Raw genomic sequence first — 17558 nt, 5'->3', positions numbered from 1 at the left:
CCGCCACCGGCCGGACCAGGTCCATTTGCATCATTCGAGTCAGGACGTTCTCTTCTTCCGGAGCAGTCCGGCCGCTGCGACGATCGACCTCATGTCCGAGACCACGCTTTCGACGGCCCCTTCGGCCGGATCCCCCGACCCGGCCGACGACCTCGTGGCCATGCGCGACCGCATCCGCTTCTACCGGGCCCGCGCCGAGCAGCTCCAGTACGCGCTCGACCACCGGCTTCCCATTGAACAGGCGAAGGGGATCCTCGCCGAGCGGTACCAGATCGACGTCGACGCGGCGTTCGAACTGCTGCGCTCGTTCTGCCGCAACAACAACATGAAGATCCACGACGTCGCCAGGACGCTCATCGAGCAGCCCAGCGAGGGCGACCGCCGGATCTCCTGCTGAGTCACGCCAAGTTCGGCGGGGGGCCCGCGACCACCACCGGCGCCGCAGACCGCGCGGGCTCGGACCGGGTGATGAACCGAACGCCGCCCCCCAGACTCCGGGTGCTCGTCGCGGACGACAACCCGGTCATCGGGGACGCCCTGCGGGCCCTCCTGGATTCCGAACCGGACATCGAGGTGGTCGCCGTCGCGGTCGACGCCGGTGAAGCGGTCGCGCTCGCGGAGCTGCTGGTCCCGGAGGTCGCGCTGCTGGACGTGCGGATCCCCGGCGGAGGCGGCGCGTGGATGGCGCGGGAGATCCGGCGGCGGGTGCCCCATACGCGGCTGATGGCGTTCTCCGCGCACAGCGACACCCGGTCCATCGCCCAGATGGCGTCCGCGGGTGTCACCGAGTACCTCGTGAAGGGCAGCCCCAACACGGAGATCGTCGCGGCCATCCGCCGCGTCTGCGCGAGCGGCGCCAACGGGACCGAGTAGCCGCCGCTCAATCCGCGAGCCAGCGTTCCATGCACGCCAGCAGTTCCTCCGCGTTCACGGGTTTGGTGACGTAGTCGCTCGCCCCGGCGGCGAGACTCTTCTCCCGGTCCCCCTCCATCGCCTTCGCGGTCACCGTGATGATCGGCAGGCCGGCGAACTTCGGCATCTCGCGGATCGCGGCGGTCGTCGCGTGGCCGTCCATCTCGGGCATCATCACGTCCATGAGGATCAGGTCGATGCCGTCGTCGGCCAGCAGTTCCTCGATGCCTTTGCGGCCGTTGGGCGCGTGCACGACCGACAGTCCGTGCAGTTCGAGCATCCCCGAGATCGCGTACACGTTGCGGGGATCGTCATCGACGAGCAGCACCTTGCGGCCCTGCAGCCGCGGCCGTCCGGCGGGCAGGCCGGACGGCCGGTCCGACGACGGCACCGTCTCCTCGGGCTGCTGCATCAACGGAAGGATGCCTTCGAGCTCGCTGGCCGAGATGTGCAGCATGATGCGTTCCCGCAGCATGTCCAGCGACGGCAGCAGCTCGACCGGATGCACTTTCGCGTGTCCGTGCAGCAATCGCTCCTGCGCCGCGCTGAGTTTGCGGGTCGCGTGCGCCAGCACCGGGACCTCGACGGGGTCCGGCCCCTCGGCGAGCCGTTTGAGGAAGCTCAACGCGCTCGTCCCGGGGATGCTGGTGTCGAGGACGACGCAGCGGTAGCTCTCCCGCTTCACTTCCTCGAACGCTTCCACCGGATCGGCCACCGCCCGGACCTGGACCGAGCCGTGGCTGTCCGCGACGTCGGCCGCGACACCGCGGGCGAGCAAGGTCAGCAGGCTGTTCTGCTCGCCCTCCACGACCAGCACCCGCCGTTCCGCGCCAGCGTTGTCCACAATGGACTCGTCGAGGCTCGCGGGCGTGGCGAACCTGGCCACCGGCAGGTAGAGGGTGAACGTGCTGCCCGTCCCCAGCACGCTGTCCGCGCGGATCTCCCCGCCGAGCAGGTACGCGACCTCTCGGCTGATCGACAGGCCGAGCCCGGTGCCGCCGTATTTGCGGCTGGTTGTGCCGTCGGCCTGCTGGAAGGCCCCGAAGATCGATTCGAGGTTCTCCTCGGCGATCCCGATCCCGGTGTCGATGACGCTGAACGCCACCAGCGCTTCGTGCGGGAGCGCGCCCGACGGCGAAACGACGGTGTCGACCAGTTTGACCCGCAGTTCGACGCTGCCGCGTTCGGTGAACTTGACCGCGTTCGACAGCAGGTTCCGCAGGACCTGCCGGAGCCGCTGTTCGTCGGTGAAGAGCAGTTCCGGCACGTTGGGTTCGACGGTGACCTGGAAGTCGAGCCCCTTCTCCGCGGTCAGCGGCCGGAACGTCGTGCCGACGTAGTCGAGCAGCTGCCGCAGCGGGAACGGCTCGTGATGGATGTCCATCTTGCCCGCCTCGACCTTCGACAGGTCGAGGATGTCGTTGATCAGCTGCAGCAGGTCGGTGCCCGCGGACTGGATCACCTTGGCGAATTCGACCTGTTTGGGCGTCAGGTTCTGGGTCGAGTTCTGCGAGAGGACCCCGGCGAGGATCAGCAGGCTGGTCAACGGGGTGCGGAGTTCGTGCGACATGTTCGCCAGGAACTCCGACTTGTACTTCGAGGCCAGCGCGAGCTGCTGCGCGCGTTCTTCGATCTCCTGACGTGCCTGCTCGATTTCGAAGTTCTTCACCTCGATGTCGCGGTTCTGCCGCGCGAGGAGTTCGGCCTTCTCCTCCAGCTCCGCGTTGGACACCTGGAGCTTCGCCTGCTGCGCCTGAAGCTCCTCGGAGCGGGCCTGCAGTTCCTCGGCGAGCCGCTGGGACTCCTCCAGCAGGGAGTCGGTCCGCGCGTTGGCGATGATCGTGTTGACGTTGACCCCGATGGTCTCCATCAGTTGTTCGAGGAAATCCTTGCGGACGGCGGTGAATTCGCCGAACGACGCCAGCTCGATGACACCGAGCACCTGATCCTCGAAGACGATCGGCAACACGATCAAGGTGACCGGCGGGGCGGAGCCGAGGCTCGACGAGATCTTCACGAAACCCGGCGGTGTCCGGTCGACCACGATCGGTTTCTTGGTCTGCGCGGCCTGGCCGATCAGCGACTGCCCCATCGCGAAATCCGCGGGCGTGTCCGGATCCTCGCTGTGCCCGTAGCTGGTTATCAGCCGCAGCCGGGTGCCGTGTTCACCGGATTCGGTGAGGAACAGCGTCCCGTGCTGGGCGCCGACGAGCGGGGTCAGTTCGTTCATGATGAGCGTGGCCACCACCCGCAGGTCCCGGTGCCCCTGCATCAGCCCGGAGATCCGCGCCAGGTTGGTGTTGAGCCAGTCCTGTTCCTCGTTCGCCCGCGTTGTCTCGCGCAGCGACTGGACCATCGCGTTGATGTTGTCCTTCAGCTCCGCGACCTCGCCCTGCGCCTCGACGGAGATCGACCGGGTGAGGTCGCCGGTGGCCACGGCGCTAGTGACCTCGGCGATCGCCCGGACCTGGCGGGTCAGGTTCCCGGCCAGCTCGTTGACGTTCTCCGTCAGCCGTTTCCAGGTGCCGGAAACGCCTTCGACCTCGGCCTGGCCGCCGAGCCGTCCCTCACTGCCGACCTCGCGCGCGACGCGGGTGACCTCCGCGGCGAACGCCGAAAGCTGGTCGACCATCGTGTTGATGGTGGTCTTGAGTTCCAGGATCTCGCCCCTCGCGTCGACGTCGATCTTGCGGGACAGGTCGCCCTGCGCGACCGCGGTGGTCACCTGCGCGATGTTGCGGACCTGGCCGGTGAGGTTGTTCGCCATCGAGTTGACGTTGTCGGTGAGGTCCTTCCAGGTCCCGGCGACGTTCGGCACCCTGGCCTGCCCGCCGAGGATGCCCTCGGTGCCGACCTCGCGCGCCACCCGCGTGACCTCGTCCGCGAAGGCCGACAGCGTGTCGACCATGGTGTTGATCGTCTGCGCGAGGGCGGCGACCTCGCCCTTGGCCTCGACGGTGATCTTCTGCGACAGATCGCCCCTCGCGACCGCGGTCGCGACCTGGGCGATGGACCGCACCTGATCGGTCAGGTTGTCGGCCATGACATTGACCGACTCGGTCAGGCCCTTCCATGTCCCCGACACACCCTTGACGTCCGCCTGACCACCCAGCCGGCCTTCCGTGCCGACTTCGCGGGCGACCCGCGTGACCTCGTCGGCGAACGACGACAACTGGCCGACCATCGTGTTGATGGTGTCCTTGAGTTCCAGGATCTCGCCGCGGGCGTCGACGCGGATCTTCTGCGACAGGTCGCCTTTCGCGACCGCCGTGGTGACCTCGGCGATCGACCGCACCTGATCGGTCAGGTTGTCGGCCATGACGTTCACCGACTCGGTCAGGCCCTTCCACGTCCCCGACACACCCTTGACGTCCGCCTGACCACCCAGCCGCCCCTCGGTACCGACCTCCCGCGCGACCCGCGTGACCTCGTCCGCGAACGACGACAACTGATCCACCATCGTGTTGATCGTGTTCTTCAACTCCAGGATCTCGCCGCGGGCGTCCACGGTGATCTTCTGCGACAGGTCACCCTTCGCCACCGCCGTGGCCACCTGGGCGATGGAGCGGACCTGCGCGGTGAGGTTGCCCGCCATGAAGTTCACCGACGTCGTCAGATCCCGCCAAGTGCCGGCGACGCCGGGAACCTGGGCCTGCCCGCCGAGCGCTCCCTCGGTGCCGACCTCACGCGCCACCCGCGTGACCTCGTCCGCGAACGACGACAACTGATCCACCATCGTGTTGATCGTGTTCTTCAACTCCAGGATCTCGCCGCGGGCGTCCACGGTGATCTTCTGCGACAGATCGCCTTTCGCCACCGCAGTCGTGACCTCGGCGATCGACCGCACCTGATCGGTCAGGTTGCCCGCCATGAAATTCACCGACGTCGTCAGATCCCGCCAGGTCCCCGCCACCCCGGGGACTTCGGCCTGCCCGCCGAGCCGCCCTTCGCTGCCGACCTCACGCGCCACCCGCGTGACCTCGTCCGCGAACGACGACAACTGATCCACCATCGTGTTGATCGTGTTCTTCAGCTCGAGCATCTCGCCCTTGACGTCGACGGTGATCTTCTGGGACAGATCACCCTGTGCCACCGCCGTCGCGACCTCGGCGATGTCGCGGACCTGGCCGGTGAGGTTGCCCGCCATCGCGTTCACCGAATCGGTGAGGTCCTTCCAGGTCCCCGAAACCGAGGGCACCGCCGCCTGGCCGCCGAGCTTCCCGTCGGTCCCCACCTCGCGCGCGACCCGCGTGACCTCGGACGTGAACAGCGCCAGCTGATCGACCATCCCGTTGAAGACGAGCGCCATCTCGTCCATCAGGACGTCGTCCACCTGGGGCAGCCGGGTGCTGAAGTCACCGTCGCGGACGGCTTTCAGCCCCTCCAGCAGGCGCTGCAGGCCCTGGTCGTCGATCGCCCCGCCGACCCGGGCCGTCTCTCTCGATCCACGCTTGCTTCCCGGTTCCGGCATCGGGATGCCTCCTTCGTTCTGCTACTCGCGGGGAGGGCCCAGTGGAATCCAGAAGGTCACCGACGTACCTTCGCCGGGTCTGCTGGAGATCCGGAACCAGCCTTGCGCCGCTTCGGCACGTTCACGCATCGACGCCATGCCGATGTGCTCGCCCGACAACGTTTCGTGCCCGCTCTCGCCGTCCGGTTTCATCCCGTCGCCGTCGTCGGCGACCGTCACCAGCAGGCCGCCGTCCTGCCCGGTCAGCGAGACCACGACGGAGGTGGCGTTCGCGTGTTTGCGCACGTTCACCAACGCCTCCTGCAGGATCCGGAAGGCGGTGACGACGAGATCGGGCGGCGGCCGGACCGCGAGGTCGTGCCGCAGCGTGCATTCGAGGCCCCAGCCCGCGACGACCTCGTCGAGATAGTCGCGGACGGAAGCGATCAGATCCTCGTCGTTCAACGCGGGCGGCCGCAATTGGGCGACGAGGATCCGCAATCGCCGGATCGCCCCTTGAATCGCTTCGTCGAGTTGCTTCAGCGCGGGATCCCGACGTTGCGCGGCGAGCATCTGCAACCGCATGCTCACCGCGATCATCGACTGAATGGAATCGTCGTGAACATCCCACGCGATACGGCGACGTTCGGTTTCCTGCGCCCGGACCAAATGCGCGAACGCCTGGCGGCGTTCGGTCCTTTCCTCCAGTGTTCTCCGGCGTTCGGTGAGATCACGGGTGACTTTGCCGAAACCGACGAGGTCGCCTTGTTCGTCCCGCAAGGCGGTGATCACGGTGTTGGCCCAGAACCGTTCGCCGCCGCGCCGGACGCGCCAGCCCTCGTCCTCGTGACTTCCCATCTCGGCCGCGACCAGCAGTTCCGCGGCGGGTTTGCCGGCGGCGACGTCGTTCTCGGTGTAGAAGACGGAAAAATGACGGCCGAGGATCTCCTCCTCGGAATAGCCCTTGATCCGCTCCGCCCCCGGATTCCAGCTGATCACCCGGCCCTCGACGTCCAGCAGGTAAATGGCGTAGTCGACGACGCTGTGCATGAACAACTCGAAGAGCACAGCGCTGCGGTGATCGGACGGCTGTTCCGATGGCAGCATGGCCATAGTGCAGCTTGGCACTCGGATACGGCTCCCCGCTACGGCCGTTCGAGGAGGCCATTCTTGCGCGCGTGCGCCACGGCTTCGAGTTTCGAATGGGTCCCGGTCTTCACCAGGATCCGCTGCACATGATTCCGCACGGTATTCCGCGCCAGCCGCAGCTCTTCGGCTATCCGGTCGGTTCCCGCGCCTTCGGCGATCAGGCCGAGCACCTGCCGTTCCCTCAGGGTCAGTACCGGCCCGAGCCTGCCAGGGCTGCCTGCCAGCATGGCCAGCGCACCGCTGAGCAGTTCGGGGTCGATGACCACGTCGCCAGCCGCGATGGTCCGGATCGCCGTGACCAGTTCGTCGAGGAGACCGGATTTCAGCAGCAGCCCGGCCCCGCCGACCTCCAGGATCCTGGCGGCGATGGCGCTGTTCGCGTCGCCGGTCAGCACCAGCACCCTGCTCGACGGCGAGATCGCGCGGAACCCGGCGATCGCCTCGATCCCGTCGCCGTCCGGCAGCCGCCGGTCGAGCAGCACGATGTCGGGCAGCTGCTCCGCGGCCGCGGACATCCCGTGCGCCAAGGACTCCACCGACGCCACCAGGTCGATCTCCGGGAATTCCTCGAAGGCCGCGCCCAGCGCTTCGGCCACCATCTTGTGGTCCTCGACGAGCAGCACCCGGATCGGTGCCGGGGGCACGGGCCGCGGGGAGTTCGGGTTCGGCATGCACCTTCTCCGTCGATCGTCGTCTCGCCGGACCATTGTCCGGCGGATTCCCGGAAATCGATCCCGCCGGCGACCGGCGCATTGTCCCACCGGCTCCGGCCCGGCCGCGGTTTCGAGGCCAACCCGTGACCCGCCGTACCCGCCTCGCGACCGAGTGGGGTCTTTGTGCCCTCGATGGCACAACCTTCGGCGCTGACCGGAACGGCCCTCCGTGGCCCATCGTCGTACGTGACGAGAGCGCGGGGAAGGGCGGCGGTGACGTGACCACGAGAATCTGCGAGACCCACCGCCGTTCCGGCACCCACGCCGCCAGACGCCTAGCGCGGGTCGCCGGCGAACCCGGGCGGCCGCCGAGGGTCGTGGCGAAACCCGAGACGCACGCTTCGCTGCTCGACGACGTCCTCACCGCCATCCGGCATTTCGACGGCGCGGCACTGGCCACGCGGTCGCGGCGACGTCTGCCGGGATGGAGCCCGCGAGACCGCCGCGTCCAGCGATTGCGCGGCTGGCTCAGCGGCGCACCGGGCTGATCAGCGGGCGACGGTCACACCGGGCGCCACCGGCCGATGTCGGACTCCATCGGCACGATCCGCGTCAGCGACGAGCGGATCTTCAGTTCCAGCGCCCTGTCCCGGCCATGGGATCCGCGGCGCGCGTACGGGTAGAAGGTGCCGCGCTCCCGGCGATAGACCATGGTCAGCTTCGGATGACGCATGTCCCGCAGCTCGGCGAAGTCCACCGTCGTGTGCAGCAACCAGGACGCGAACCCGGCCTGCGCCAACCGCTCGTTGACGTCGGCGAGATCGTCGAGCAGCCAGCCGAGATCCCCGTTCTCCCGCCAGCAGCGCACGATCGTCCGCCCGAGCGCGTCGTGATCGACCACGTTGCGGCGGACGGAATCCCCGGCGAGCCCGGCGACGATCTCCGCATCCGTCCCCCGGCCCGGACGGCCTTCCGCGACGAAGCAGACCGTCCCCGATCCGGTGGGCGCCAGCCCGTACCCGGACCGCAGCGCCAACGCCGCGGACCTCAGCTCCAGCAACGGAAGCAGGCTCGGCCGCACCGACCGGCCCCGCCCGCGCAGACTTCCCAGCAACGCCATGACCTCACCGCACCCTTCCGATGCGTGAAGCCTCTCCGATGCCGGCCTCGCCCCCTAGGGCCGCACGGTCGCGCGTCGCCCGGGACAAGTCCCCGGTTCCGGTGACCAACGGCCCTACCAGCGTTTCGCGCGCCGTTCCCGGCAGTTCTCACCCAAGTTCCCCGGCGTCCAGCGTGCCGTCGACGACGCCGCGCGCGACCTCCGACAGCTTCCTGTTCGTGCCGCGGGCGACGGAACGCAAGCGTTGGAAGGCGGTGCCGACGTCGACACCGCCGCGTTCGGCGAGCATGCCTTTCGCCTGTTCGATGACGACCCGGCTGTCGAGCGCGGTCTGCAACTGCTCCGACAGCTTCCGATAGTGCCGCAGTTCCCGCTGCTGCAGGAGACACGACGTCGCGACGTCGGCGAGTGCCCGGCCAAGACGGCGGTCTTCGACGCTCAGCACCACGGTTTCGGCACTGAAGAAGGCGATCGCACCGACGGTTTCGTCCACCGTGCGCAACGGCAGCGCGGAAACCGCGGCATAACCCTTTCTCGCCATTTTGGCGGCATAACCCGGCCAGCGCGAAACCTCCGCGGAGAGGTCGTGGACGGCGATGTCGTTCCCGGTTTCGAACGACTCGCGCGCGGGCCCTTCCTCCACCACCGCGGGATGACGTCCGAGCTCCAGGCCCGGCAGGAAGATCTCCGTGGAAGCGATCGGAAGCAGCCGGACACATTCGCTGGACAAGGTGTCCACCACCCGATCCGGCCCGAGGTCTTCCGCGACACTCGCGGTCAAACTCGCGAAGGCGGCACAGACCGCGGGTTCCCGGTCCGCTCGCCAGCTGCTCACCCGAGCGATTCTGGCCCCCACCGCGACCAGCGGCAACGACCAGATGGAGGATCCTGTACCGACGGTGTCACGCACGGCGACGGCCGTTGATCTCGGCGGGATAACGGCGAAGGTTCTCAGTTCCGCCGCAACGAAAACGGCGGGACGGTGTTCGCCCTCAACGCGTCCTCGTCCATTGTGGACTCCCCGATTCCCGCCTTGCCGATCCTTTTTGCGACGAACGAGCCGGGATCTTCGAGAGCGTCCACCCTGCCGGTCAGGAACGCCCACTCGTGCTCGTCCGAACCGTAGTAGAGAACGGTCCCGAACGACTCGGTGAACCGGCGCCACGACGAGATCAGCGTCTGGTTGCGCCAAAGCGTCGGGCAGCCTGCCTGACACCCGACCACTCCACCGTCGGTGAGCAGTTCCGTGCACCGGGCCAGGAAATCGGTACCGTACAACCGGTTGTGCTGCGCCTCCGGATCGTCGTTCTCGTCCGGCAGGTCGATCACGACCACGTCGTAGGAGTCCCCGCGTTCACGCGCCTCGGCGAGGAATTCCCAGCCGTCGCGGTAATGGATCCGGATCTTCCCGTCTCCGCGCTCGGCCCGGGCCAGATCGTCGAGCGTGTAGCCGTAGGGAAGGTGCTCGGCGCAGGCCCGCACCGCTTCGGCGTCGATGTCGACGTGGTCGACCACCTCGGCGCCCGCGGCGACCGCGAGCTCGGAAGCGACCCCTTCGCTGGAGCCGATGATCAGCACCCGCTCGACGCGCTCGGCGAGCAGCAGCGACGGGACCATCAGCGCCTCGTGGTAGACGAGCTGGCTCAGCTCGGTGCTCTGCCGTTCGTCGTCGCAGAACAGGGAGATCCCCTGCGCGGTCCGTCCGATGAGGACGTTCTGGAACGCGGTGCGGCCCTCGAACAGGACCTCCTCGACGTCCCAGTTCCGGGTGAGCCCCGCGCCCATCGGCTCGACGATCACTCGCTGCGCCATCACTTCTCTCCTCGTTCCACGGTGGACATCCGGACGGTCCCGGCGCCGAGCAGCTTCGCCAGCAGTGCGACCGCGCGTTCCGGATCCGCCCGGTCCCCGCAGGTGAACACGTCCACGAACACCGAGCCGATCTCCGGATAGGTGTGCACCGACGCGTGCGATTCCGCCAGCAGCGCGAGCACGGTGACCCCTTGCGGGGCGAAGGAATGCGACACGACTTCGCAGACCGTCGCCCCCGCCTCGGTCACCGCTTCGGCGAGTGTCTGCTTGAGGAGCAGGGCGTCGTCGAGCAACGACGGCTCGATCCCCTCGAACTCCGCGAGTACGTGGCGGCCGGCGAACCGGCCGACGAGTGGTACTTCACCCGGCATCGGCGAACCTCCCCACACAATAAGTACGCAACGGCTCGATTCCGTTGAACGCGACGGACGAATAGCTGGCGGTGTACGCACCGGTGCCCGGGATGTCCAGCCGGTCACCCGCCTTCAACGACAGCGGCAGGGCGCACGACGTCCGCTGGTAGAGCACGTCGTCACCATCGCAGGTCGGCCCGGCGAGGACCACGGGTCCTTGCGGTCCCTTGACGCCGACGGCCTCCAGCCGATACGCGACGGCTTCGTTCTCGCACTCCGCCATTCCGTTGTACCTGCCGACGTCGAGATAGACCCAGCGGCGTTCGTCGGCGGCGGCGCGGGTCGTGACCAGGACGACCTCGGTCCTGATGAGCCCGGCGTCGCCGACGATCACGCGACCGGGCTCCAGCAGCAACTCCGGCCCCGGCAGATGCTCGCGGCGGGCGTCGTGGATCACCGCGGCGTAGTCCGTCAGCGACGGCACCGGCTCCCGGTGTTCGGTGGCGAACCCGCCGCCGATGTTGAGCCGCTCCAGCGCGACTCCGGCGTCGGCGGCGACCTTGGCCGCGGTCGCGATCCCGATCTCCCAGGCGGCCGGATCCGGCTGCTGCGAGCCGACGTGGAACGCGATTCCCGGCCGCAGGCCGGCTTCCACGACCTGGCGGAGCAGGTCGGCGGCAACCGCGGGCTCGCAGCCGAACTTGTGACCGAACGGCGTGACCGAGTCCGGGCCGCCGGTCAGGAGACGGATCGAGACCAGCGAACCGGGCGCCTGCCGGGCCAGGTTCGCCAGATCACCAGCGGAATCCGTGGTGAATTCACGGACCCCGCGTGCGTAGGCGAAGGCGATGTCCACCGGTTTCTTGATCGTGTTGCCGTAGGCCAGGTCCGCCGCCCGCGCGCCACGGGACAGGCACAGCTCGATCTCCGCCGTGCCCGCCACGTCGAAGCCGGCGCCGGTCGACGCGACCGCGTCGAGGACCTCGGGAGCCGGATTGGCCTTGACCGCGTAACGGATCAGCGCGTCCGGGAACGCCGCCGAGACCGCGGCCGCACGCTCCGCGACCAGGTCGGTGTCGACGACCAGGCACGGTGTCGGCGGCTCACGGTCCGCCAGGAAGGCGCGGATCCGGTTCAGGCTTGCGGTCACCAGCCCAGGGTGTCAAAGGCCGATCACCGGCTCGGAACCCGGGGTCACGCCCGGACGTCACCAGAGGATTGCTCCGGCAGTTCCACACCGTGTTCGGCGGCCAGTCGCTCCAGGTTGGCCAGATCGGCGCCGACGGCCGAAGCCCTGTCCTCGTCCGAGGCCTGTTTGGCGATCTGGACGTCTTCCCTCGCCTGCCGTACCCGGTCCCGCAGATTCACCGCGAACTCGCTCATCGTGCACCCCCGATCTCCCGCACCTTGTCTGCTTTCACCCTAGGACCCTCCGAATCGGTCACCCACGTGATCTGCGTCATCACGGGTTCGTTCGTGTCGGAGTGAAGCAGTATGACGGCAGGCCCCGGGTTTCGCAGATCAGCGGAGCCCGGCTTTTTCGGCGGGTTCCGGCGCGGGCGCCCGGCGGCCGATCACCGCGAGCGGGGCGAGGGCGCACAGCCCGCCCGCGACCGCGACCAGAACGTATCCGCCCAGGCCGAAGAGCTGCCCGGCGAGCAGGCTCGCGGCGGCCGAGGTCCCCCAGACGAAGGCGTCGACGGTGCCCTGCGCCCTCGTCCGCTGAGCGGGCGGGAGATCGCGGCTGAGCAGGCTGCTGCCGCCGACGAACACCAGGTTCCAGCCGTAGCCCAGCAGGAACAGCGCGACCGGGATTCCCACGTGATGCGAATCCGGGGCGCCGATGACGGTCACCGCCGCGACGGTGAGCGTGCCGATCCCGCCGAAGATGGTCGCGCGGCCACCCCAGCGGTCGGCGATCCAGCCGGACAACGGCGCCAGCGCGAACATCCCGGCCAGATGGGCGCTCAGCACCCAGCCGACGACGTCGAGCCCCTGACCGTGCTGGTGCAACTGGACCGGCGTCATCGTCATCACCGCCACCATGGCCAGCTGCGCGCCGACCATCGCCACGAGCGGCCCGAGGATCGCCGGGTTCCGCACGGACATCCGCTCCCGCCTCGGCACCCCCTCCGCCGGGGCGGCGAGCCCTCGCGGAAGGGTGGCGACGGCGACCACGGCGATGGCCACGACGATCGCGCCCGCCACGATCGGGCCGGACAGGGCGGGCAGATCCGCGGCTTCCGCCTTCGCCGCGGCAGGCGCGATCAGTGCGGGCCCCGCGATCGCGCCGACGGTCCCCGCCCAGACCATTGTGGACAGTGCGAATCCCTTGCGGTGCTCGGGCGACAGGTCGGCGGCGGTGTACCGGGACAGCTGCGCTCCGCTGTTGCCGAAGCCGATCAAGGGCATCCCCGCCACCAGCGCGAGCACGGATCCGCCGAGCACGCCGGCGAACGAGATCAGCGCGCCGGCCACCGCGGCGCCGTACATCAGCACCAGGACGAGCCGCCTGCCGTAGCGGGCGGCCAGTGCCCCCGACCACAGCGAACCCGCCGCGGAACCGAGTACCAGCACGGCGTTCGGCAGCCCGCTCCACGCCGCGCCGGCGTGTTCGACCACGATCAGCGCCGCCGTGGTGGACAGGCCGACGACCGCGGTGCTGAGACAGGCGACGCCCATGAAGAGCGCCAACATCGGTTTCATGCTTCAAACCTAAGGATTCCGGGCGCCGCGGCGAATAGGCTGTCGAAGGCCTCGGGGGGGTGCGAGGCGCATGATGGAAGGAATCCGGGCGGTATGACCTTACGATCGGAAAGGGCGCTGGACGACCTCGACTGGCGGCTCCTCGAAACGCTCCAGAGCGACGGGCGGCTCTCGTTCAAGGAACTCGGCCGCCGCGTGAACCTCTCCGCCCCCGCCGTCGCCGAACGGGTCCGGCGGCTGGAGGAGGCGGGGGTCATCACCGGGTACCGCGCCCAGGTCGACGCCAACCGCGCCGGATACGGCCTGCAGGCGTTCGTCGAGATGCGCTGCTCGCTCGGTAGCTGCCTGCTGCGCACCAGCAAGTCCGAGGACTATCCCGAGGTCGTCGAGCTGCACCGGCTCAGCGGCGACCGCTGCACCATGCTGAAGGTGCGGGCCGTGTCGCTCGAACACCTCGAAGGCCTCTTCGAGCGGCTGGGCAAACACGGCGAGCTCCGGTCGTCGGTGGTGCTGTCGACCCAGTACGAGGGCAGGCCGGTCGGCCCGCCGGTCGAGGACTACCTGAAGGCGACGAAGAGCGAAGGCTGGAGCGTCTGAACGTCACCGATCAGGAATCGAGAAGCGGGCGGCCCCCGAACTCACCTAGCGTGATCATCGACGAGGACGAACGGCTCGAACCTGGTTAGATCGAGCCCGGTGAGGCTGACGGACAGTGCACGCGGCCCCCTGAGGATGGAGAGAAGATGCGCAAGACCACCCGGCCGCAGCCGCCCGAGCAGCACCCCGCCGACAGCCACGACCTGATCCGCGTGCTGGGCGCGAGCGAGAACAACCTCAAGAACGTCGCCGTCGAGCTGCCGAAGCGACGGCTGACGGTGTTCACCGGGGTTTCCGGTTCGGGCAAGAGCTCCCTGGTCTTCGACACGATCGCGGCCGAGTCGCAGCGGCTGATCAACGAGACGTACAGCACCTTCGTCCAGGGCTTCATGCCTACGCTGGCCCGGCCCGAGGTCGACGTGCTCGACGGCCTGACCACGGCGATCATCGTCGACCAGCAGCGGATGGGCTCAGACCCGCGCTCCACGGTCGGCACCGCCACCGACGCCCACGCCATGCTGCGCATCCTCTTCAGCCGGCTCGGCAAGCCCCATATCGGCTCGCCGCAGGCCTTCTCCTTCAACGTCGCGTCGATCTCCGGCGCGGGCGCGGTGACCGTCGAGAAGGGCGGGCGGACCACGAAGGAACGGCGCGAGTTCAGCATCACCGGCGGTATGTGCGCCCGTTGCGAAGGCCGGGGGCAGGTCAACGACATCGACCTCACCGCGCTGTACGACGACACCAAGTCCCTCAACGAGCATGCGCTGACCATCCCCGGCTTTTCCATGGACGGCTGGTACGGCCGCATCCTGCGCGGCTGCGGCTTCTTCGACCCCGACAAGCCGATCAAGAAGTACACGAAGCGGCAGCTGAACGACCTGCTCTACAAGGAGCCGGTCAAGCTCAAGATCGAGGGCATCAACCTGACCTACTCGGGATTGATCCCCACGATCCAGAAGTCGTTCCTGTCCAAGGACCGCGAGGCGATGCAGCCGCATATCCGCGCGTTCGTCGACCGGGCGGTCACCTTCGCCACCTGCCCCGAATGTGACGGGAGCAGGCTCAGCGAGCTCGCGCGTTCGTCGAAGATCAAGCGGATCAACATCGCCGACGCCTGCAAGATGCAGATCAGCGACCTCGCCGACTGGGTCCGCGGGCTCAAGGAGCCGTCGGTCGCGCCGCTGCTCGAGAAGCTCCAGCACACGCTCGACTCCTTCGTCGACATCGGTCTCGGCTACCTCTCCCTCGACCGGCCGTCCGGCACGCTTTCGGGCGGCGAGGCGCAGCGCACGAAGATGATCCGGCACCTGGGCTCTTCGCTCACCGACGTCACCTACGTCTTCGACGAGCCCACCATCGGGCTGCACCCGCACGACATCCAGCGGATGAACAACCTGCTCCAGCAGTTGCGGGACAAGGGCAACACGGTGCTGGTCGTCGAGCACAAGCCGGAGACCATCGCCATCGCCGACCACGTCGTCGACCTCGGGCCCGGCGCGGGTACCGCGGGCGGGACGATCTGCTTCGAGGGCACCGTCGAAGGTCTGCGTGCCAGCGACACCATCACCGGCAGGCACCTCGACGACCGGGCGTCGCTCAAGGACAGCGTCCGCACGCCGACCGGCAAACTGGAGATCCGCGGCGCGGACCGTCACAACCTCCGGAACGTGGACGTCGACGTTCCGCTCGGCGTCCTCTGCGTGGTCACCGGTGTCGCCGGTTCCGGCAAGAGTTCGCTGATCCACGGTTCGATCCCCGCCTCCGAGGGCGTGGTCTCGGTCGACCAGACCCCCATCCGCGGCTCGCGGCGGAGCAACCCGGCGACCTACACCGGGCTGCTCGAACCGATCCGCAAGGCCTTCGCCAAGGCCAACGGGGTGAAGCCGGCGCTGTTCAGCGCCAACTCCGAGGGCGCCTGCCCGAACTGCAACGGCGCGGGCGTCATCTACACCGACCTCGGCATCATGGCGGGTACCGCGACGACCTGCGAGGAATGCGACGGCAAGCGGTTCCAGGCGTCGGTGCTGGAGTACACCTTCGGCGGCAAGAACATCAGCGAAGCGCTCGAAATGCCGGTGTCGGAGGCCGTGAAGTTCTTCGGCGAGGGCGACGGGCGTATCCCGGCCGCGCACGCCATCCTCAGCAGGCTCGACGACGTCGGTCTCGGCTACCTCAGCCTCGGCCAGCCGCTCACCACGCTTTCCGGTGGTGAACGGCAGCGGCTGAAGCTCGCGACGCATATGGGTGACAAGGGCGGCGTCTACGTCCTCGACGAGCCGACCACCGGTCTGCACCTCGCCGACGTCGAGAACCTGCTGGGCCTGCTGGACCGGCTCGTCGACGCGGGCAAGTCCGTGATCGTGATCGAGCACCACCAGGCGGTCATGGCGCACGCCGACTGGATCATCGACCTCGGCCCCGGCGCCGGCCACGACGGCGGCAAGATCGTCTTCGAGGGCACGCCGTCCGACCTCGTCGCGAGCGCTTCGACGCTCACCGGCGAACACCTGGCGGCCTACGTCGGCAAGTGACCCTCCCCCTTCCGAATTTAGTCCTCTGAATGCGGAAGGGCGCGGGTTCGCACGCGTCGCGAAAGCCACTTTCGGGACATCTGGTGTCCCGAAAGTGGCTTTCGCGACAGCCGAAGCCGGCGCCGAGGAGGGGGCGGGCTCCACGGGAGGCGGCGGCAGGGCACGTTGCGAAAGCCACTTTCGCAACCTTCAACGTTGCGAAAGTGGCTTTCGCAACCCCTCACTGGCCCCACCAGAACGGCATTTAGCCCTCTGAATGCGGGTCGCTTACTCGCTCGCCCTTCGCGGTGCCGCCTCCGGGGAGATCACTCGCCGTCGGTGTCGAGGCCTTCGCGGTCCGCCCACTCCAGCAGGGTGTCGAGCGAGTAAGCGGTGTCGTCGATGCCCGCGTGCAGGTCCCCGAGTTCGGCGAAGCGCGCGGGCACGGTGGCGATGGTGAACTCACGCGGTTCGACGTCGTCGATCTCGTCCCACCGGATCGGCGTCGAGACGACGGCTTCGGGCACGCCCCGAACCGAGTACGCGCTCGCGATGGTGTGGTCGCGGGCGTTCTGGTTGTAGTCCACGAACAGCTTCGAAGGGTCGCGGTCCTTACGCCACCAGGTGGTGGTGACCTCGTCGGGCATCCGGCGCTCGACCTCGTGCGCGAAGGCCAGCGCCGCCCGGCGCACCTCCTGGAAACCCCAGCGTGGCTCGATCCGGACGTAGACGTGCAGGCCATGCCCGCCGGAGGTCTTCGGCCAGCCGGTGATCCCGAGTTCGTCGAGGGTCTCGTGGACCGTGTGGGCGACCTTCCGCACGGTGGAGAACGGGCAGTCGGGCATCGGGTCGAGGTCGATCCGCCATTCGTCGGGGCGTTCGGTGTCGGCGCGGCGGGAGTTCCACGGGTGGAACTCGACGGTCGACATCTGCACCGCCCAGATCACGTCCGCGGGATGGGTGACGCACAGTTCGTAGGCGTGCCTGCCGGAGGGGAAGTCGACGCGGACGGTCTGCAACCAGTCGGGAGCGCCGTTCGGCACCCGCTTCTGATGGACCTTCTCCCCCGAAACGCCGGACGGGAACCGGTGCAGCATGCACGGCCGTTCCCGCAGCGCCCGCACGATCCCGTCGCCGACGGCGAGGTAGTACCGCACGAGGTCGAGCTTGGTCTCGCCCCGTGCCGGGAAGTAGACGCGATCCGGGTTCGAGACGCGCACCGTCCGGTCGCCGACCTCGATCTCCACCGCCGAGCTTTTCGCCATACAGGGAAACTAGCCCGAAAGCCGCCGGTCC

16 protein-coding genes are annotated in these 17558 nt (G+C 68.4%); 5 read left to right on the top strand and 11 right to left on the bottom strand.

Annotated elements, in window-relative coordinates:
- The first annotated feature begins 91 nt into the window (after nucleotides 1-91).
- The gene (locus NQK81_RS44375) at nucleotides 92-397 is read left to right on the top strand and encodes an ANTAR domain-containing protein (protein WP_126737337.1); all 306 of its coding nucleotides are present in this window, start codon (nucleotides 92-94) and stop codon (nucleotides 395-397) included.
- A gap of 71 nt (nucleotides 398-468) precedes the next feature.
- A complete protein-coding gene (locus tag NQK81_RS44370; RefSeq protein ID WP_257486294.1) occupies nucleotides 469-873 on the top strand; it encodes a response regulator in 405 nt (134 codons plus the stop codon).
- Nucleotides 874-880: 7 nt separating this feature from the next.
- On the opposite strand, the gene NQK81_RS44365 is transcribed toward NQK81_RS44370, so the two are convergent.
- From NQK81_RS44365 to NQK81_RS44355, 3 genes are read right to left on the bottom strand one after another with little or no spacing between them, the layout of a single operon-like run.
- Nucleotides 881-5383, bottom strand: coding sequence for a HAMP domain-containing hybrid sensor histidine kinase/response regulator (locus NQK81_RS44365; protein ID WP_257486293.1), 4503 nt, complete (start codon nucleotides 5381-5383; stop codon nucleotides 881-883).
- 21 nt (nucleotides 5384-5404) lie between these two features.
- Nucleotides 5405-6475, bottom strand: coding sequence for a PAS domain-containing sensor histidine kinase (locus NQK81_RS44360; protein ID WP_371878845.1), 1071 nt, complete (start codon nucleotides 6473-6475; stop codon nucleotides 5405-5407).
- Between the two features lie 32 nt (nucleotides 6476-6507).
- Nucleotides 6508-7182 carry a response regulator gene (locus NQK81_RS44355; RefSeq protein WP_257486291.1) on the bottom strand — a complete coding sequence of 225 codons (675 nt, stop codon included), beginning with the start codon at nucleotides 7180-7182 and terminating at the stop codon, nucleotides 6508-6510.
- A 260-nt stretch (nucleotides 7183-7442) separates the two neighbouring features.
- Between NQK81_RS44355 and NQK81_RS44350 the strand changes: the two genes are divergently transcribed.
- Nucleotides 7443-7712: a hypothetical protein gene (locus NQK81_RS44350; protein WP_257486290.1), complete on the top strand. Its 270-nt coding sequence runs from the start codon at nucleotides 7443-7445 to the stop codon at nucleotides 7710-7712.
- A 14-nt stretch (nucleotides 7713-7726) separates the two neighbouring features.
- Here the strand turns inward: NQK81_RS44350 and pspAB are convergent, their stop codons facing one another.
- The 7 genes from pspAB to NQK81_RS44315 all read right to left on the bottom strand — a co-directional run bounded on the left by pspAB (nucleotide 7727) and on the right by NQK81_RS44315 (nucleotide 13155).
- Complete coding sequence (gene pspAB, locus NQK81_RS44345) at nucleotides 7727-8284, bottom strand: PspA-associated protein PspAB (RefSeq protein WP_257486289.1); 558 nt, start codon at nucleotides 8282-8284, stop codon at nucleotides 7727-7729.
- Nucleotides 8285-8432: 148 nt separating this feature from the next.
- A complete protein-coding gene (locus NQK81_RS44340) occupies nucleotides 8433-9119 on the bottom strand; it encodes a GAF and ANTAR domain-containing protein (RefSeq protein WP_257486288.1) in 687 nt (228 codons plus the stop codon).
- A gap of 116 nt (nucleotides 9120-9235) precedes the next feature.
- Complete coding sequence (locus NQK81_RS44335) at nucleotides 9236-10096, bottom strand: spermidine synthase (RefSeq protein WP_257486287.1); 861 nt, start codon at nucleotides 10094-10096, stop codon at nucleotides 9236-9238.
- Complete coding sequence (gene speD / locus NQK81_RS44330; RefSeq protein WP_257486286.1) at nucleotides 10096-10467, bottom strand: adenosylmethionine decarboxylase; 372 nt, start codon at nucleotides 10465-10467, stop codon at nucleotides 10096-10098. The genes NQK81_RS44335 and speD overlap by 1 nt, the downstream gene beginning before the upstream one ends.
- Nucleotides 10457-11599, bottom strand: a complete 1143-nt coding sequence (locus NQK81_RS44325) for a type III PLP-dependent enzyme (protein WP_257486285.1) — start codon at nucleotides 11597-11599, stop codon at nucleotides 10457-10459. The genes speD and NQK81_RS44325 overlap by 11 nt, the downstream gene beginning before the upstream one ends.
- A gap of 44 nt (nucleotides 11600-11643) precedes the next feature.
- Nucleotides 11644-11832 carry a hypothetical protein gene (locus tag NQK81_RS44320; RefSeq protein ID WP_125683248.1) on the bottom strand — a complete coding sequence of 63 codons (189 nt, stop codon included), beginning with the start codon at nucleotides 11830-11832 and terminating at the stop codon, nucleotides 11644-11646.
- Nucleotides 11833-11970: 138 nt separating this feature from the next.
- Entirely contained in the window at nucleotides 11971-13155 is a 1185-nt protein-coding gene (locus NQK81_RS44315; RefSeq protein WP_257486284.1) for an MFS transporter, read from the bottom strand.
- A 93-nt stretch (nucleotides 13156-13248) separates the two neighbouring features.
- Here NQK81_RS44315 and NQK81_RS44310 point away from each other — a divergent pair, with 93 nt between their 5' ends.
- Both NQK81_RS44310 and NQK81_RS44305 read left to right on the top strand, forming a co-directional pair.
- The gene (locus tag NQK81_RS44310; protein ID WP_257486283.1) at nucleotides 13249-13752 is read left to right on the top strand and encodes an Lrp/AsnC family transcriptional regulator; all 504 of its coding nucleotides are present in this window, start codon (nucleotides 13249-13251) and stop codon (nucleotides 13750-13752) included.
- 146 nt (nucleotides 13753-13898) lie between these two features.
- The gene (locus tag NQK81_RS44305; protein ID WP_257486282.1) at nucleotides 13899-16283 is read left to right on the top strand and encodes an ATP-binding cassette domain-containing protein; all 2385 of its coding nucleotides are present in this window, start codon (nucleotides 13899-13901) and stop codon (nucleotides 16281-16283) included.
- Between the two features lie 305 nt (nucleotides 16284-16588).
- Here the strand turns inward: NQK81_RS44305 and ligD are convergent, their stop codons facing one another.
- Nucleotides 16589-17527, bottom strand: a complete 939-nt coding sequence (gene ligD, locus NQK81_RS44300) for a non-homologous end-joining DNA ligase (protein WP_257486281.1) — start codon at nucleotides 17525-17527, stop codon at nucleotides 16589-16591.
- Nucleotides 17528-17558 lie beyond the last annotated feature (31 nt).

Source organism: Amycolatopsis roodepoortensis, from assembly GCF_024628825.1.
In the GTDB taxonomy this organism is placed as follows: domain Bacteria; phylum Actinomycetota; class Actinomycetes; order Mycobacteriales; family Pseudonocardiaceae; genus Amycolatopsis; species Amycolatopsis roodepoortensis.
Note: the sequence above shows the minus strand (reverse complement) of the source record. Positions and strands in the feature narration are given on the sequence as shown.

Coding starts and splice junctions, on each gene's coding strand:
- speD (WP_257486286.1), bottom strand. CDS start 10,467: ATGCCGGGTGAAGTACCACTCGTCGGCCGGTTCGCCGGCCGCCACGTA.
- NQK81_RS44365 (WP_257486293.1), bottom strand. CDS start 5,383: ATGCCGGAACCGGGAAGCAAGCGTGGATCGAGAGAGACGGCCCGGGTC.
- NQK81_RS44360 (WP_371878845.1), bottom strand. CDS start 6,475: ATGGCCATGCTGCCATCGGAACAGCCGTCCGATCACCGCAGCGCTGTG.
- pspAB (WP_257486289.1), bottom strand. CDS start 8,284: ATGGCGTTGCTGGGAAGTCTGCGCGGGCGGGGCCGGTCGGTGCGGCCG.
- NQK81_RS44310 (WP_257486283.1), top strand. CDS start 13,249: ATGACCTTACGATCGGAAAGGGCGCTGGACGACCTCGACTGGCGGCTC.
- NQK81_RS44315 (WP_257486284.1), bottom strand. CDS start 13,155: ATGAAACCGATGTTGGCGCTCTTCATGGGCGTCGCCTGTCTCAGCACC.
- NQK81_RS44305 (WP_257486282.1), top strand. CDS start 13,899: ATGCGCAAGACCACCCGGCCGCAGCCGCCCGAGCAGCACCCCGCCGAC.
- NQK81_RS44335 (WP_257486287.1), bottom strand. CDS start 10,096: ATGGCGCAGCGAGTGATCGTCGAGCCGATGGGCGCGGGGCTCACCCGG.
- NQK81_RS44355 (WP_257486291.1), bottom strand. CDS start 7,182: ATGCCGAACCCGAACTCCCCGCGGCCCGTGCCCCCGGCACCGATCCGG.
- NQK81_RS44320 (WP_125683248.1), bottom strand. CDS start 11,832: ATGAGCGAGTTCGCGGTGAATCTGCGGGACCGGGTACGGCAGGCGAGG.
- ligD (WP_257486281.1), bottom strand. CDS start 17,527: ATGGCGAAAAGCTCGGCGGTGGAGATCGAGGTCGGCGACCGGACGGTG.
- NQK81_RS44375 (WP_126737337.1), top strand. CDS start 92: ATGTCCGAGACCACGCTTTCGACGGCCCCTTCGGCCGGATCCCCCGAC.
- NQK81_RS44370 (WP_257486294.1), top strand. CDS start 469: ATGAACCGAACGCCGCCCCCCAGACTCCGGGTGCTCGTCGCGGACGAC.